The 15,948-nt window shown below is 48.0% G+C and carries 14 protein-coding genes; 11 read left to right on the top strand and 3 right to left on the bottom strand.

What is annotated here, in order from left to right:
* The first annotated feature begins 10 nt into the window (after positions 1 to 10).
* A complete protein-coding gene (locus tag ACDJ58_RS23075; RefSeq protein ID WP_413373131.1) occupies positions 11 to 2,197 on the top strand; it encodes a HelD family protein in 2,187 nt (728 codons plus the stop codon).
* A gap of 134 nt (positions 2,198 to 2,331) precedes the next feature.
* Here ACDJ58_RS23075 and ACDJ58_RS23070 read toward each other — a convergent pair whose 3' ends face one another.
* On the bottom strand, positions 2,332 to 3,234 hold the full coding sequence (locus ACDJ58_RS23070; RefSeq protein WP_413373129.1) for a DMT family transporter: 903 nt from the start codon (positions 3,232 to 3,234) through the stop codon (positions 2,332 to 2,334).
* A gap of 28 nt (positions 3,235 to 3,262) precedes the next feature.
* Complete coding sequence (locus ACDJ58_RS23065; RefSeq protein WP_090809980.1) at positions 3,263 to 4,003, bottom strand: SDR family NAD(P)-dependent oxidoreductase; 741 nt, start codon at positions 4,001 to 4,003, stop codon at positions 3,263 to 3,265.
* Between the two features lie 163 nt (positions 4,004 to 4,166).
* On the opposite strand from ACDJ58_RS23065, the gene ACDJ58_RS23060 reads away from it, so the two are divergent.
* From ACDJ58_RS23060 to crcB (ACDJ58_RS23045), 4 genes are read left to right on the top strand one after another with little or no spacing between them, the layout of a single operon-like run.
* Positions 4,167 to 5,045 carry a LysR family transcriptional regulator gene (locus tag ACDJ58_RS23060; RefSeq protein ID WP_413373127.1) on the top strand — a complete coding sequence of 293 codons (879 nt, stop codon included), beginning with the start codon at positions 4,167 to 4,169 and terminating at the stop codon, positions 5,043 to 5,045.
* 53 nt (positions 5,046 to 5,098) lie between these two features.
* Entirely contained in the window at positions 5,099 to 6,406 is a 1,308-nt protein-coding gene (locus ACDJ58_RS23055) for a replication-associated recombination protein A (RefSeq protein ID WP_413373125.1), read from the top strand.
* 28 nt (positions 6,407 to 6,434) lie between these two features.
* On the top strand, positions 6,435 to 6,836 hold the full coding sequence (crcB, locus tag ACDJ58_RS23050) for a fluoride efflux transporter CrcB (RefSeq protein ID WP_413373124.1): 402 nt from the start codon (positions 6,435 to 6,437) through the stop codon (positions 6,834 to 6,836).
* Complete coding sequence (crcB, locus tag ACDJ58_RS23045) at positions 6,833 to 7,192, top strand: fluoride efflux transporter CrcB (protein ID WP_413373123.1); 360 nt, start codon at positions 6,833 to 6,835, stop codon at positions 7,190 to 7,192. The genes crcB (ACDJ58_RS23050) and crcB (ACDJ58_RS23045) overlap by 4 nt, the downstream gene beginning before the upstream one ends.
* Before the next feature lie 141 nt (positions 7,193 to 7,333).
* Here the strand turns inward: crcB (ACDJ58_RS23045) and mnmA are convergent, their stop codons facing one another.
* Positions 7,334 to 8,458: a tRNA 2-thiouridine(34) synthase MnmA gene (gene mnmA / locus ACDJ58_RS23040; RefSeq protein ID WP_413373122.1), complete on the bottom strand. Its 1,125-nt coding sequence runs from the start codon at positions 8,456 to 8,458 to the stop codon at positions 7,334 to 7,336.
* A gap of 323 nt (positions 8,459 to 8,781) precedes the next feature.
* Here mnmA and cymR point away from each other — a divergent pair, with 323 nt between their 5' ends.
* The 6 genes from cymR (at position 8,782) to alaS (ending at position 15,754) form a co-directional block, all read left to right on the top strand.
* Positions 8,782 to 9,201, top strand: coding sequence for a cysteine metabolism transcriptional regulator CymR (gene cymR, locus ACDJ58_RS23035; protein ID WP_063566846.1), 420 nt, complete (start codon positions 8,782 to 8,784; stop codon positions 9,199 to 9,201).
* Between the two features lie 123 nt (positions 9,202 to 9,324).
* Positions 9,325 to 10,476 carry a cysteine desulfurase family protein gene (locus ACDJ58_RS23030; RefSeq protein ID WP_413373120.1) on the top strand — a complete coding sequence of 384 codons (1,152 nt, stop codon included), beginning with the start codon at positions 9,325 to 9,327 and terminating at the stop codon, positions 10,474 to 10,476.
* Between the two features lie 164 nt (positions 10,477 to 10,640).
* Positions 10,641 to 11,162: a PRC-barrel domain-containing protein gene (locus ACDJ58_RS23025; protein ID WP_024633069.1), complete on the top strand. Its 522-nt coding sequence runs from the start codon at positions 10,641 to 10,643 to the stop codon at positions 11,160 to 11,162.
* 10 nt (positions 11,163 to 11,172) lie between these two features.
* Positions 11,173 to 11,382 carry a hypothetical protein gene (locus ACDJ58_RS23020; RefSeq protein ID WP_024633070.1) on the top strand — a complete coding sequence of 70 codons (210 nt, stop codon included), beginning with the start codon at positions 11,173 to 11,175 and terminating at the stop codon, positions 11,380 to 11,382.
* A gap of 251 nt (positions 11,383 to 11,633) precedes the next feature.
* On the top strand, positions 11,634 to 12,701 hold the full coding sequence (locus ACDJ58_RS23015; protein ID WP_076287766.1) for an AI-2E family transporter: 1,068 nt from the start codon (positions 11,634 to 11,636) through the stop codon (positions 12,699 to 12,701).
* A 422-nt stretch (positions 12,702 to 13,123) separates the two neighbouring features.
* Complete coding sequence (alaS, locus tag ACDJ58_RS23010; RefSeq protein WP_413373118.1) at positions 13,124 to 15,754, top strand: alanine--tRNA ligase; 2,631 nt, start codon at positions 13,124 to 13,126, stop codon at positions 15,752 to 15,754.
* The last annotated feature ends 194 nt before the right edge of the window (positions 15,755 to 15,948 follow it).

Below are 15,948 nucleotides of genomic sequence, written 5' to 3'. Positions count from 1 at the left end.
TAACTGAAACATGTCAGACAGCTTTCAAAGTGCCTATCAAGAAGAAGAGTACAGGTTAGAGCGAACGATGAAGGAAGTGGATAGTCAGCTGGAACGGCTGCAGAATATTCCGGTGTACACCGGCCACGACTTCACAGAACAAGTGCTGGAAGCCGGACGTGAAGAGCGCCGCACCGCCTTGTCCAAGAGCGCGCAGCAACCCTATTTCGGACGCTTGGATTTCGAAGAACAGGGCAGTGGTGCACGGAAACCGCTGTATATTGGCAAAATCGGCGTAGACCGCGAAGAGGTGGGAGAGCATCCGCTCGTCATCGATTGGCGTGCTCCTGTCGCAAGCCTGTTTTACTCATTTACCGGAGGGGAAGCCTCCGCAACGTATGAAGCCCCAGAGGGACTCATTGAGGGCCTGGTTTATCTGAAACGAAACGTTGTTATTCGGCAGCGTATATTGGAACGTGTGGCGGATACGTACGATCGGGACAGTGACCAGCCAGCCGTATCAGATGAATTTCTTGTGTATCGACTGGGAGAGAACAAGGACAACAAGCTCCGTGATATCGTATCTACCATTCAAGCGGAACAGGATCAGATCATTCGTGCGGCGAGAAACACCGCATTGATCATTCAGGGTGTAGCCGGATCGGGAAAAACAACCGTGGCTCTGCATCGCCTTGCCTTCTTGCTGTATCAGTATAAGGAGCAGGTATCTGCGGAGAAGATGGTTATTTTCGCACCCAACCACATGTTCCTGGATTACATATCAGATGTACTTCCGGAGCTCGGTGTGGGGGATATTCAGCAGCGTACATTCCCCGATTGGGCGATGAACCTGCTGGGGCTGGACCTTCCTTTGGCGGACACGTCGGAGACATTGAACACCTGGTTTGAAACGCCGGATGCACGTCCTGAACTCAATGATGATGTGCCTGGGCGCTATAAAGGCTCGATTCGCTTCATGGAACTGATCCGGGAGTGGCTGTCCGGGATGGAAGAGGAATCCGTACCTGATATGGACTTCAGTCCATGGGATGGTGCAGTGCTCAGCAAAGCCGAGATTGAGAACTGGTTCGGGGAAGAGTACAAACATTATCCGCTAGCGAAACGCAAAGAGCGGGTTATGGCGCGTATTCACCGCTGGATTGAGATGGAACTCAAGAAACCTTCCCCGGAAGCCGTTCGCAAAGAGCGTAAAAAGAAAGCGGCAACTCGTGAGAAGGCCTACGCCAAAAAATGGCCTCAATATGAACCGCTTACGCTATACAAACAGCTGTTCAAAGTTGTTAAAGGTGGTTCGGTACCTGCCTCGCTCAGCGGGCTTATTCCCAAATTGGTAATGAAGCAAACGGCAATAGATCTGAAGCAGGATATCATCCGTGAAGAAGATTTGCCTGCATTGGTGTACATTCATACCTTGGTTCATGATATTGAAGGCTCAGAGCGATTCGATCACGTTGTTATTGATGAAGCGCAGGACTTTTCTCCTTTTCATGTGGCGTTATTGGATCAGTTTGTCAAGGGGCATTCTTTCACCATACTGGGGGATCTGTCCCAAGGTATTCATGAGTACCGTGGTGTTCATGCGTGGGAAGAGATGAGTTCGCTGTTTCCCGAGGAACAGAACGCATACTTTGCATTGACGCGGAGTTATCGCTCGACGATGGAAATTATCGATTATGCCAATACGATTCTGGAGCGGGGAGTCAAGAGCGGGATTACGGCGATTCCTGTATTCCGGAGTGGTGATCCCGTACGGACATTGTCCTATGGGGGAGAAGGGCGCACAGCAAGCCTCGAACAGGCTCTGAAGCTCTTAACGGTCAAAGACTATCGTACAGTCTCCATTCTGACCCGTACCCTGCGTGAGGCAAAGGAGCTTCATCATGAACTCCAGGCGGCAGGCTGGGATCTGAACTTGATTGACGGCGGCAAAAAACAGTACACAGGTGGTCACTCCGTTTTACCTGTCTATTTGTCGAAAGGGTTGGAGTTTGATGCAGTTATCGTAGCAGATAGCGATGATAAACACTATTTGCCCAATGCGGGTGATGCGAAACTGTTATACGTTGGCTGTACACGGGCATTGCACGAACTGTGGTTATTCCACGACGGCCAATTGCCAGACTATGCTGCTGCAACCCACAATACGGAAGGCGAGTCTGTTGCCATTCAGGGTTGGCCTGACAGCGAGGCAGAGTGAACCCTTTGTTGTTGAACATAGCATCAATATAGAAAGAGCATGGCGCTGTTAAAAGTGCCATGCTCTTTCTACGTTCTAAGATGAGTATTATTTTCGAGTGGCTCACCTAAAGTTTCGCAGTGTTCTTCTGCTGGTTAACTTGCAGGTGTACGTTGGGTCAAACCCGGTTTATCCAAAACCGACTTATGCCTGGCGGGTTGACGGTTAACCAGGAAAATGCCCAGACAGATCATTACCCCACCTGCACCCACAATCCAGCCGACATGCTCTTCCAACAAGACGAAGCTCGACAGCAGTCCAAACAGCGGTGCCAGAAAAAGAAAGGAACTGGTTTTGGCCGGATCTGTGTTCTGCAGCAAATAAAACCAGAGGGTGAACTGAATGATGGAACAGAAAATTGTCAGCCAAACCAGGACAACGATGGACGTTGTATTTACGATAAAATGAGGCTGCTCTGTAAACACACTCAGTAGAAGCAGTACTGCCCCTCCAGCGAGCATTTGGTAAGCGGTAAGTACAAATGTATCATGAGCAGCTCCCCAGCGCTTAATGAGCAACGTGGATACAGCAAAGGAGACAGCGCCGCCAAACCCAATCCATGTCCCAGGACTCAAGCTCAGATGGAATCCAAAGGTCAACGCCACTCCGACAAATCCGAGAATCACACCGGTCCACTGGCTAAAACGATAGGACACACCATATAGAGCAGCACTCAAGATGATGACAAGCAACGGATTCGTAAAGGTGATTATGGCGGACTCTCCCGAACTGATCCAGTTCATGCTGTAGTAGGCACAGCCCATCACTCCCGCCGACTGGAACAGACCGATTACGGCGATTTGCATCCACTGTTTCCACCCCACAGGCATGGGGCGTTTTCTGATGAGCCATGCAAGTAGTGCTCCTGCCAATATATAGCGAAGTCCCATTAACAAAAAGGGAGGAGCATACATCATACCGATTTTGCCTACGGGAAACGAGGTTCCCATGATGAGAGTTGTAACAAGGATCAGCAACGTATATTTTAAAGGCTTCATCAGGATTCCTCCCTTTTGCTTATCGTGCTCATAACGTCTGACCACTATCTACTGTAATCAGTTGCCCGGTCATGGATGGTTGCTCCAACGCGGCGCATATCATATGTGCAATGTCTTCGCTTGCCGCTATTCGCTGCAACAATAATTCACCACCCAGACGATGCATTTGTTCTTCCTTTCCTGCCCACCATCGGGTTGCGACTGCACCCGGAATGATAGCGTTAACCCGAATATCGGGGGATAGCGAGTGTGCCAAAGACTTCGTCAAACCGTGTACTGCTGCTTTGGAAACTGCGTAAGGAAGGGAGGACCCAGATCCTGTGCTGCCAGCTATGCTGCCTAGGTTAACGATTGCGCCTTGACCTGCCTGCTGCATTCCTTTCGCTACAGCTCGTGCGCAGTAAAACATGCCTTTAACATTAACGTCATATAGTTCATTCCATATGTCATCCGTTACGGATTCCAGATCCTTCATTGGGATATGATGCGTAATGCTGGCGTTATTTACGAGTGCGGTCACAGGGCCAACTTTATTAGTGATAAAGGCTACCATTTGACGAACCTCGACATCTGAACCCACATTAGCCTGAACTGCAAAAGCTTGACCTCCCGCATTCAGAATATGTTGTACAGTCTCTTCGGCCTCATCCTGGGAACGGGAGTAATTGACGGCAACGGTTGCTCCACGATTAGCGAGCAGTATACTGGTAGCTCGGCCTATACCCGTACCACCTCCGGTTACCAAAGCTACAGTGTTCGTCCAGTTCATCATTATTAACACTCCTTAAGTGAACTCAGCGAGTAGTAAGTTGCTGTGTTCTGATTACCCCGATTGTAGCTCGAAGCAGATATACTGTATAATGATTGTTAATGGATTAGATATCATTTTAAATGATGTCTGAATGGATATAGTTTTATTTGGGAGGTTTACTATGGAAAGTGGGGATTTAAGGATATTTCAATGTGTCGCACAAGAAGGGAATCTGACCCGAGCTGCGGAGCGCCTTGGTTACGTGCAGTCCAATGTGACAGCAAGGATACGACATCTGGAATCCGAAGTAGGGACACTGCTGTTTATTCGTCATAATCGGGGGATGACGTTATCTCCAGCAGGTGAGATGCTGCTGACGTATGCGGATAAAATTGTAGGCCTGCTCGATGAGGCTGGTAAAGCGTTGAGCTCTACAATTGAACCTTCTGGACCACTACGCATAGGCTCCACGCAGACTGCCGCAGCGGTACGTTTACCTGAACTTTTTGCGAAATATTATAAACAGCATCCGGCTGTCTCCTTATCTTTGACTACAGGTAACTCCCAAGTGCTTATGGATCAGGTTATTGGGTATGAATTGGAAGGGGCGTTTATCGGCTGTTCATGTGATCACCCTGATATTGCTTCTACTCCCGTATTTGATGAAGAACTATTCGTTGTCTCCTCCGGTATGGGACCGGAAGCCGAAGAACTCACCAGTAAACCGATTCTGGTCTACAGCATGGGATGTTCATATCGTCAGATTTTGGAGGAATGGTTATCGGTTAGCGGTGTAACCCGTCCGGTCATTATGGAATTTGGAACCCTTGAAGCGATTATTAGCGGGGTTACATCTGGCATGGGAATTTCACTGTTACCCGAAATCGTCATTCGGCATCAGATCGAAAATGGATTACTGCGCAAGCACACACTCCCGGCAGGCATGAATCGTATGATGACTCATTTTATTACTCGCAAGGATGCCTTTGTCAGCAGTGCGCTCGGCGCATTTATGGGTATGCTGCCGCGGGAGTATGATATGATAGAGAATAGCGATTAATCAGGATTTATTAAGGAACAAGTAAAGGCAATCCGTTAAGGAAGTGATGAGCAATGGATTTATTTTCGTTTCAGCAAGATTCAGAACCTCAAGCAAGACTGCTCGCTGACCGAATGCGGCCTGAGCGGCTTGATGAATATATTGGGCAAGAACAGATTATAGGACCGGGGAAATTGCTTCGGCGCGCCATTGAAGCGGATCAGATTTCGTCTATCTTGCTTTATGGTCCTCCGGGATGTGGCAAGACGACATTGGCACATATTATTTCCCAGCATACCCAAGGGCAGTTCGTCCGTCTGAATGCGGTGGATGCTTCCGTTAAAGATGTACGTGAAGTCATTGAGCAGGCGCAAACGAACAAGCAGTTGTACGGAACAAAAACCATTTTGTTTCTTGATGAAGTACACCGGTTTAATAGTTCACGACAAGATGCGCTGCTACCTGCAGTAGAGAAGGGCACGATTATTTTTATCGGTGCTACGACAGAGAACCCCTTTCATTATGTGAATGGAGCCTTGATGAGCCGTTCCACGCTGTTTCAGTTGGAGTCTTTGAACAAAGAGCATTCCCTGATTGCGATGCGCCGGGCACTGGCGGATGCGGATAAAGGTTTGGGATTCATGGACCTGCAGGCAGACGACGAGGCATTGGAGCATATTGCGACGATGGCAAATGGCGATATTCGGCGTGCGCTGAACGCCTTGGAACTTGCTGCACTGACTACACCGCCAGAGAAGGATGGCTCGATTCACATTACGCTTGATGTAGCTGAAGAATCCATACGTCGTCCGATTGTGAAGGCAGATGAATCGACACAATATGATGTACTGTCGGCATTTCATAAAAGCATCCGGGGTTCCAGTGATGCAGCACTGTTCTGGTTTTTGTATGCGGTAGAGAAGCTGGGCATGGACCCGATGACGTTTATACGTCGTCTGATTGCAGCGAGCAGTGAAGATATTGGACTTGCGAATCCGCAAGCGATGACCCAGGCCATTGGGGCGTTGGATGCTTATCGCAATAATGGCTGGCCTGAAGCCAAGCTGAACATTGCCCAAGCGATCCTGTTTGCTGTTGAAAGTCCGAAGTCCAATGCGGTCTACACTGCGATCTCAAAAGCGATGAATGCCATTGATGAGGTGAAATCGGCTGAAGTCCCTCTTCATCTGAGGGATACCCATTATTCCGGTGCAGTGAAGTTGGGACATGAAGGCTACCAATACCCGCACAATTATCCGGGTCATTATGTGAAGCAGGAATATTTACCGAAACAGCTCTCACGCCGTATTTTCTATGAAGCAACGGAACAAGGCAATGAATCTAAGATTCGTCTAAACCAGCAGCGGCGCAGAGAGCTGTAAGATCGATGACCCGGGAGATGCTTGAACGATGAAAGAAATATTCTATATTGGAATCGGTGGAATTTTGGGTACATTATGCCGATATGGGATACAGTTATGGATGCCAGCAGCCAATGAAGACTTCCCTTGGGCAGTGCTGTTGATCAATGCCATCGGGAGCCTGTTTTTGGGTTGGTTCTTCACCATAGCTGTTCCAGGTAAAATAACGCCTCAACTTCGTCTTGCGATTGGTACAGGGTTTACCGGGGCATTTACCACATTCTCCACCTTTACTATGGATATGGTTCGTTTATCTGAAGGAGGAATGTGGGGGAAGGCTGCTATATACCTCGTTGTGAGTCTACTCGCAGGGTTATTACTGTGTGCATTGGGGATTAAGGTTGGTCAGCGAATGCTGGGTAAACCGACGCAGGATGGTGTTGCACCATGATCATCTGGATTGGTCTTGCAGGAATGCTGGGTGCAGTGCTTCGCTACAGTTTGGGTCGATGGATATCCGGTTCGCTTGGAACGGCCTTCCCATGGGGGACTTGGGTTATTAATATCAGTGGTTCTCTGTTACTTGGATTGCTCTATGGCTGGCATCAGTCAGCTTCAATCCCAGACGCAGTCTGGGTGATAGGGGGTACTGGATTTTGCGGAGCGTATACCACATTCTCTACGTTTGGTTATGAAACCCTTGGTCTGATGGGGCAGGAACGTTACTTAAGAGTAGTTATATACGTCACCAGTTCGGTACTGCTGGGGGTTGCGGCCTCTTTTGCAGGGGTGTGGCTGGCTGCATAAGTGAAAATAATTATTTTTTTTGCAGGAAAAAGAAGGAAAAAAGCCATCCGTCATGGTATACATGAAAGATGGCTTTTGTTATAGGAATACAGGGTATTGTGCAAAATGCATATGGGGATGGATTCATTTCTGTTATTGAATCTATTGCAGCGCCGGTACAGGCACTTTTTGAACCTGATCGATCGTTCCGCCGCCGAGACATACATCTCCATCATAAAACACAACGGCTTGACCAGGCGTGATCGCTTTTTGCTGTTGGTCAAACTGTACATCCACGCTGCCATCTTCCTGCCATGTCAGGGTTACACCCTGATCCGGCTGACGATAGCGGAATTTGGCGGTACAACGGAATGGTACGTTAGGCAAGTGTGCTGCACCTGCGATCCAGTTTACACCTGTTGCAGTCAGACCGGTTGAATACAGGCTTGTATGTGCATCGCCTTGAACGACAAGCAGTTGATTTTTCTCCAGATCCTTGTCTGCCACGAACCAGGGTTCACCATTACCGGAACCGCCGATGCCGAGACCTTGACGTTGTCCAAGCGTATAGTACATCAGACCATCATGACGGCCCTTCACTTCTCCGGTTGCAATATCAACCATGTCTCCACCTTTGGCAGGAAGATAGTTGCTCAGGAACTCTTTGAAGTTGCGCTCGCCGATGAAGCAGACACCTGTGCTATCTTTTTTCTTCGCGGTGTACAGGCCAGCCGCTTCTGCAATCTTGCGCACTTCCGGTTTTGGAAGATGACCAATCGGGAACATGGCTTTGGACAGCTGGTTCTGATTCAGTGCATTGAGGAAGTACGTTTGGTCTTTGTTACTGTCCACACCGCGCAGCAGTTTGAACGTTCCATCTTCTTCAATGAGGCGAGCATAGTGGCCTGTAGCCACATAATCAGCGCCGAGATCCAGTGCTTTGTTCAGGAATTCGCCGAATTTGATCTCACGATTACACATGACATCAGGATTCGGAGTCCGACCCGACTTATATTCATCAAGGAAATAGGAAAATACTTTATCAAAGTACTCTTTCTCGAAGTTGACAGTGTAGTAAGGAATGCCGATCTGTTCGCAAACCCGGCGTACGTCCTCTGAATCTTCTTCAGCAGTACAGTGGCCGAACTCGTCCGTGTCATCCCAGTTTTTCATGAAAATGCCGATGACATCGTAACCCTGCTCCTTCAGCAGCAGTGCGGTGACGGAAGAATCGACACCTCCGGACATGCCAACGACGACCCGTGTATTTTCAATTGTTTTGGACATCGTTATCACCATTTCTCTATATAAATGTGTTTCGTTTCTATTCTAGCATAACCGGACTAAAGTTACGATACACCCGGCCAACTTTGGATAGTGTCCACCACAGGCGCACATTTTGGAATTTCGTCAATCTTTCTTTTCCATAAAGCATGCAGATATGTTAACATTAGCTGAGGGTTATGATCGGAATACGGAGGATTAGAGGGACTAGGTCTGTATTTTTCATATCCCGCTGTGGCGGATCCTGGAAAGACGGTCTTGGACCACATCCTGTTATTTTATGTTTCACAACTTGTTTTTTTCGAAAATTGAAAGAGGTGACTCCTTTGAAAATATCGACAAAGGGCCGTTATGGGCTCACAATCATGATGGAGCTGGCAGCCAGAACAGGCGAAGGCCCTACATCTTTGAAAAGTATTGCCGAGCGCAACCAGCTCTCGGAGCATTATCTGGAGCAATTGATCGCTCCCCTGCGTAATGCAGGACTGGTCAAAAGTATCCGTGGCGCCTACGGCGGTTACATTCTGGCAGGCGATCCTGCTACCGTAACGGCAGGCGATGTTATTCGTGTACTGGAAGGTCCAATCTCTCCAGTGGATTTCACGGAGGAAGATGATCCGGCGAAGCGCGATTTGTGGTTGCGCATCCGTGATGGCATTGCAGAAGTATTGGATTCAACAACGCTGAAGGATCTGATTACATTCCAGGATCAGGAGCAAAAAGACAGCTACATGTTCTATATCTAATATAGTTGATGATGAGCATCACAGACGACACACTAAAGCCCCCATATTGGGGGCTTTAGCCGTGCAACAAGCTTCTTTATGGTTTGAAAATATGGAAGTCCAACATATAACGGGGTGAAATCAATGAAAAGAATATATTTGGATCACGCCGCATCGACACCTATGCACCCACAAGTCGCGGAAGCGATGATGAAAGTTATGACAGGGCAATATGGCAATGCATCAAGTATCCATGCCTTTGGGCGTGAAGCCAAACGGACCGTCAGTGGAGCAAGGGATGTCATTGCGGCGTCTTTGGGTTGTTTCCCAGATGAACTCGTATTTACCGGAGGCGGCACGGAAAGTGACAATCTGGCGATATTTGGCGCAGTTTCAGCGAGAAATGAACGGGGACGGCACATCATTACAACGGCCATTGAACATCATGCGGTACTGCATACTTGTCAGGAGCTGGAGCGACAAGGCTATGAAGTGACCTATTTGCCTGTAGATGAGTACGGAAGAATACGTTTGGAAGAGCTGAAAGATGCCATCCGGCCAGATACAGTGCTGATCACCATGATGTATGCCAATAATGAAGTGGGTACGATTCAACCTATCCGGGAAATTGGTGAACTGGCTCGTCAACATGATATTTTGTTCCATACCGATGCAGTTCAGGCTCTTGGCACCCAGGAAATTTCCTGCAAGGAACTGCCTGTGGATCTGATCAGCTTCTCTGCTCATAAAATTAATGGCCCTCAAGGCGTGGGTGCACTATATGTACGGCGCGGAATTGTGCTGGAAGCGAGATCTCATGGTGGCCTTCAGGAACGGCAGCGACGTGCAGGTACCGAGAATATAGCAGGTATCACTGGCTTTGCGGAGGCGTTGAAAATATCAGGAGAACAAGCGGAGGAGCGCCGTGATCATGATCTGGCATTGCGATCATTGCTGTTGGAACAACTGGAGCAGCATGTAGGGGCAGAGCATTTCCACGTCAACGGACATCCGGAATTTACGTTGCCCAATATCCTGAACATCAGCTTTCTGGAAGTATCCACAGAGACGATGCTCATGAATCTGGATATGGAAGGCATCGCAGTTGCGAGCGGTTCGGCATGTACTTCCGGTTCCCTCGAAGTATCCCATGTACTCAAAGCGATGAAGCTGCCGGAGACATTTTTGCATTCCGCGATTCGTTTTAGCTGGGGGTTGGGTAATACTACGGAAGAAATCATGATAACCGCCGAAAAAATTGGAACCATTCTTGGGCGACTGCGTAATAGAGCCTAAGGGGCTCTTTGCACATGGAACAGAAGGAGGGAAGAAGTTCCATTTCATCGGTTGGATAGAAGCGGTTTTGATGATCGGCGTCTGATTGCCACTCATCAACTTTGGGCATACCTAGCAATAGCGCCGCGACTATTTAATGATAAGAAGATGAGGGGGACCCTGCGATGAAGCTTCAGGAAATGATCGGACTTGCCGTTTTTGACGTTGAGGATGGGAAGCAGGTCGGTAAAATCCAGGATTTCATTGTGAATGACGATTGGAAAATTGAAGGCATTGAACTTGAAAACAAAGGCCTGTTTACCAGTCATGTCAAAATCGTGCAGTGGCAAGATATCGTTGCCTACGGCGAAGATGCCGTCATGATCCGTAATCAACAGGCTGTCCGCAAAACGGGAGCCGACGACATAAAACACACGTACCTCCTCGGCCAGTCTAAATTGAAGGAGATGTCCGTGCTCACCGAAGAAGGTTTGCTGCTTGGACGTGTCTCTGATGTTTATTTTGACCAGGAGTTGGGAAATACAATAATAGGGATTGAAATTACGGACGGTTTTGTGTCCGATTTGATTGAGGGCCGCAAATGGCTGCCATGTACAAGCGATATGTCTATTGGGGAAAGTGCCATTATGGTGCCGCCGCTGAGTGAACAGCGCTTGGAAAATGCCATTCATTCTGTTAATGGATAGGTGAATGAATATGAAATGTCCAAACTGTAGTTCCAAAGATATTGGGAAAATCGGTTCCCACCAGTTTTATTGCTGGGGATGCTTTATCGAATTAACAGTGAACGGTGAGAAAATGTCTGTATACCAAGTGGAAGAAGACGGCACGCTCAGTTCCCTCGATGATCTGTTCTTCGGGGAAGAGCTGCCGCAAGACTTCCCTCATCTTCATGCTTCTTCTTAATAAGAAGTTTAACTTCTTCTATATGCGGTTTCATGACAAAGACTGTCATTGAATGCTGTCATGAAATGATGACAGATGTATATAGCTGCGGTTACATAGTGGTTCAAGGGAACTTGTATGAATATATGCTAACCCGGATCACAAGATGCGTCTCCTTCATCATGAAGGGGGCGCTTTTTTTGTGCGTTAATAAATATTCCCTTCCTTACATATACTGACTTTCAGAGCCAGTCCAAAAGGGAGAGATGCAAGTGGAGCAATTAACCAAAAACAAGCTGTTCCGTTATGCCATCTGGCTGCTACTCGGATTGATTATTCTGTATTTCATCTGGCTGCTGCGGCCATTACTGCTTCATATATATGGATTCCTGAAAACAGTGCTGGCACCATTTATCGTGGCCCTCATCATATCCTATGTCCTCAATCCGATTGTAAGCATGCTGGGAGGGCGCAAAGTCCCTCGAACCATTGCCGTGCTGTTAATCTATGCTTTTTTCCTCACCTGTATAGGAGTCATCCTGATGAATGTCATTCCAGTGTTGATTGAACAGTTGGAGGAACTGAACGAGCATATGCCGGAGCTGTCGATGCGTGCCCAGAGTCTGATGAACAATATGGATCACAAATTAATGCCGCCAAGTGTGCGCACGGGTATGAACAGCTGGTTTTTCCAGATGGAGGATCGGCTGACCCAGGGGATAACGAAGCTGATGGATAATATCGGGACAACCATTAATGTGTTGTTCAACGTGTTTATCGTGCCATTCCTCATTTTCTATATGTTAAAAGATTTTGAGGTATTCGAGCGTACGATTGTGGCGTACCTGCCTCGCTCACGTCGCAAGGCCATTGTTTCGGTTATGAAAGAGATTGACACGGCCTTGGGAAACTATATTCGTGGACAATTTATTGTCTGTGTGATTGTGGGCATCTTTGCCTACATCGGTTACATCGTTATTGATATGCCTTATGCACTGCTGCTCGCCAGCATTGTTGCTGTATTTAACATCGTGCCTTATCTTGGCCCGTTTCTTGGAGCTGCTCCTGCAGTGGTGATGGCGTCTACGGTATCGTTCAAAATGGTGCTCTTCGTTGTTATTGTGAACACACTGTGCCAGGTGTTGGAGAGCAACGTCATCTCCCCCCAGGTGGTAGGGCGGACTTTGCATTTACATCCGTTGTCGATTATCTTCGCGCTCCTTGTGGGAGGCGAACTGGCGGGCATAGTAGGCCTCATTCTGGCGGTACCTGTCTTTGCTGTTCTGAAAGTCATTGTGCAGCACTTTTTTGCCTATTACATCAAACGAAGAACGGACTAATCGTAGCAACAGTCTGGTCCTAAAGGGTGCGTTGACACCATATAGGCATATCGATATAATGGAGGGGTATGTTTAGAACAAGAAATCGATGATGAAATGAAGTACGCCGAGGGTTCCTTTCCTCAGAGAATAGACTTCTTCGGATCAGATGTAATCTGAGCCCGATGGCTGGAAGAGTCTTGAAAGTTGAAGCGGCGGAAAGCTGATTTCGGAGTGCAGGACAACCCTGCCGGGAGCGACCGTTATTTCGCATCAACGAGGAGATTGTTTGTTTCATCTGCGGATGAACAGCAATAACCAGGGTGGTACCGCGATTATAATCGTCCCTGACTATCAGGGGCGTTTTTTGTGTTTGTTTTTACTTGTTAACAACCCGGAGCGAATATGCACCGGACTATTATAATTAATTGGGGGCACACCGTATGAAAGCCAGTGAAATCCGGTCCAAATGGATAGAGTTTTTTGCAAGTAAAGGTCACAAAATCGAGCCAAGCGCATCGCTTGTACCTCATAATGATCCATCCCTTCTGTGGATAAATGCGGGCATGGCACCGTTGAAACCGTATTTTGACGGTCGGGAGAAACCGGAGAACCCGCGTCTCGCCAACTCCCAAAAATGTATTCGTACGAACGATATTGAAAATGTCGGTAAAACTCGCCGTCACCATACGTTCTTCGAAATGCTCGGTAACTTCTCCATCGGAGACTATTTCAAGGAAGAGACGATTACTTGGGCATGGGAATTTCTCACAAGCAAAGAATGGATTGGTTTCGATCCGGAACGTCTCTCGGTAACGGTATACCCTGAGGACGAAGAGGCCTTCAAATTGTGGAATGAAAAAGTAGGCTTGCCTGCTGAGCGTATCATCAAACTGGATGAGAACTTCTGGGATATCGGCGAAGGCCCGTGTGGACCTTGTACCGAAATCTTCTATGATCGCGGCGAAGCTTATGGCAACGACATGAATGATCCCGAGATGTATCCAGGCGGGGAAAATGAACGTTACCTGGAAGTATGGAACCTGGTATTCTCCCAGTTCAATCACAACAAGGACGGTAGCTACACACCGCTTCCGAACAAAAATATTGATACAGGTGCAGGTCTGGAGCGTTTTGCATCCATTCTGCAAAATGTGGATTCCAACTTTGACACAGATCTGTTCCAACCGATGATTCAAAGAACAGCGGCTCTTGCCGGTGTGAAATATAATGACAGTGTAGAGATTGACGTTGCACTGAAAGTCATTTCCGACCACATTCGGACCGTTGCCTTTGCTGTAGGTGATGGCGTTCTGCCAAGCAATGAAGGACGCGGATATGTAATTCGCCGTTTGCTCCGTCGTGCCGTACGTTACGGAAAAGTACTGGGATTGGATCGTCCATTCCTGTATGAACTGACAACGACTGTCGGTGAAGTGATGGGGATGTACTACCCGGAAGTAGTGGACAAACAGGAGTTTATCGCTAAAGTGATCAAAACCGAGGAAGAGCGTTTCCACGAAACACTCACAGATGGTCTGGCCATTCTTGCGGATATCAGCGGCACAGCCAAGTCCGAAGGACGTACGGTTATTAGCGGGCCTGAAGCGTTCAAATTGTATGATACGTACGGTTTCCCGTTTGACCTGACAGAAGATTATGCAGCAGAGCATGGTCTGACGGTAGATCGTGAAGGTTTTGATGCTTCCATGCAGAAGCAGCGTGAGCTTGGACGTGCAGGACGCCAGGAAAACGAGAGCATGAAGGTTCAAGGCGGACCGCTTGCCGATCTGGAGGTTAAAAGCGAGTTTGTTGGTTATAATGACCTGTTGACGGAAGCAAAAGTGGTAGCCATCGTCGCTGGTGACGCACTGGTAGACTCCGTAAGCGAAGGACAGACATGCCAGGTCATCCTTGACAAGACTCCGTTCTATGCGGAAAGTGGCGGACAAGTGAGTGACCAGGGCTTGCTGCGCGGAGCCAGTGTAACGGCGAAAGTGCAGGGCCTGTTCAAAGCTCCGCTGGGACAACACGTACATCTGGTGACGGTAGAGTCCGGTGAACTACGTGTGGGTGAAGTGATTAAAGCTGAAGTGGATGCGTCCAAACGCGGCGATATTATCAAAAACCATACCGCAACGCATTTGCTGCACAAAGCGCTCAAAGATGTGCTCGGAACACATGTCAATCAGGCAGGATCACTCGTAGAGCCTCAACGTCTGCGCTTTGACTTCTCGCACTTTGGCAGCATTACGCCGGAAGAATTAACGGAGATCGAGCGTCAGGTGAACGAACAGATCTGGAATCGTCTGAACGTAAACATTGAACTGAAAGCTATTGATGAAGCCAAAGAAATGGGCGCAATGGCACTGTTCGGTGAAAAATACGGCGATATCGTACGTGTAGTACAAGTCGGAGACTATAGTTTGGAACTTTGTGGCGGCTGTCACGTAAACAATACATCAGAGATCGGTATCTTCAAGCTGGTGAGCGAGAGCGGAATCGGCTCCGGCGTACGTCGGATCGAAGCTGTGACTGGCCGTGGCGCGTATCTGTATGTAGAAAGTCAGCTTGAATTGCTCAAACAATCCGCAACCCTGCTCAAAGCAAATGTGGCGGACGTGCCTAAACGCATTGAAGGTCTGAATCAGCAATTGAAAGAAGCTGCCAGAGAGACTGAATCACTGCAAAGCAAGCTGAGTGCCATGGAAGCAGGCGCATTGACAGATCAAGTGGTACAAGCAGGAAATACACAGTTGCTTGCAGCTCGTGTGGATGCTCCGAACATGGATGCACTGCGTACAGTGGCTGATGAATTGAAAGTAAAACTGCCTAATGCAGTACTCGTACTGGGTGCTCCAGCTGACGGCAAAGTGAATTTTGTTGTAGCTGTCCCTGCTGAACAGGTAAAACAAGGGCTGCATGCAGGTAAAATCGTCAAGGAAGTTGCGGCAGTATGCGGCGGCGGAGGTGGCGGACGTCCTGATATGGCGCAAGCCGGAGGCAAGGATGCAACCAAGCTGGATGAAGCGTTGAAACTGGCGGTTTCATTGGTTAGCGGGCATATTGCATAAATCCATTGAGCGGCTTTCAATCTTCAAAATATAAATTGAAATGGTTCTGTTCGTTTATATTTTGTACCCGAGAGCGAGTGGAATCGAATGATGCAATATGCTGAAGCCAGTAAAGGACAAGCAAAAAACACAATTGGCTTATCCTTTGTTTACTTGTGGCAGTCAGAATATGTTATTATATAAGCAGAAATCAA

This window comes from Paenibacillus taichungensis (genome assembly GCF_047302525.1).
GTDB lineage: Bacteria > Bacillota > Bacilli > Paenibacillales > Paenibacillaceae > Paenibacillus > Paenibacillus taichungensis_B.
This window is presented reverse-complemented; position numbering and strand designations above follow the sequence as displayed.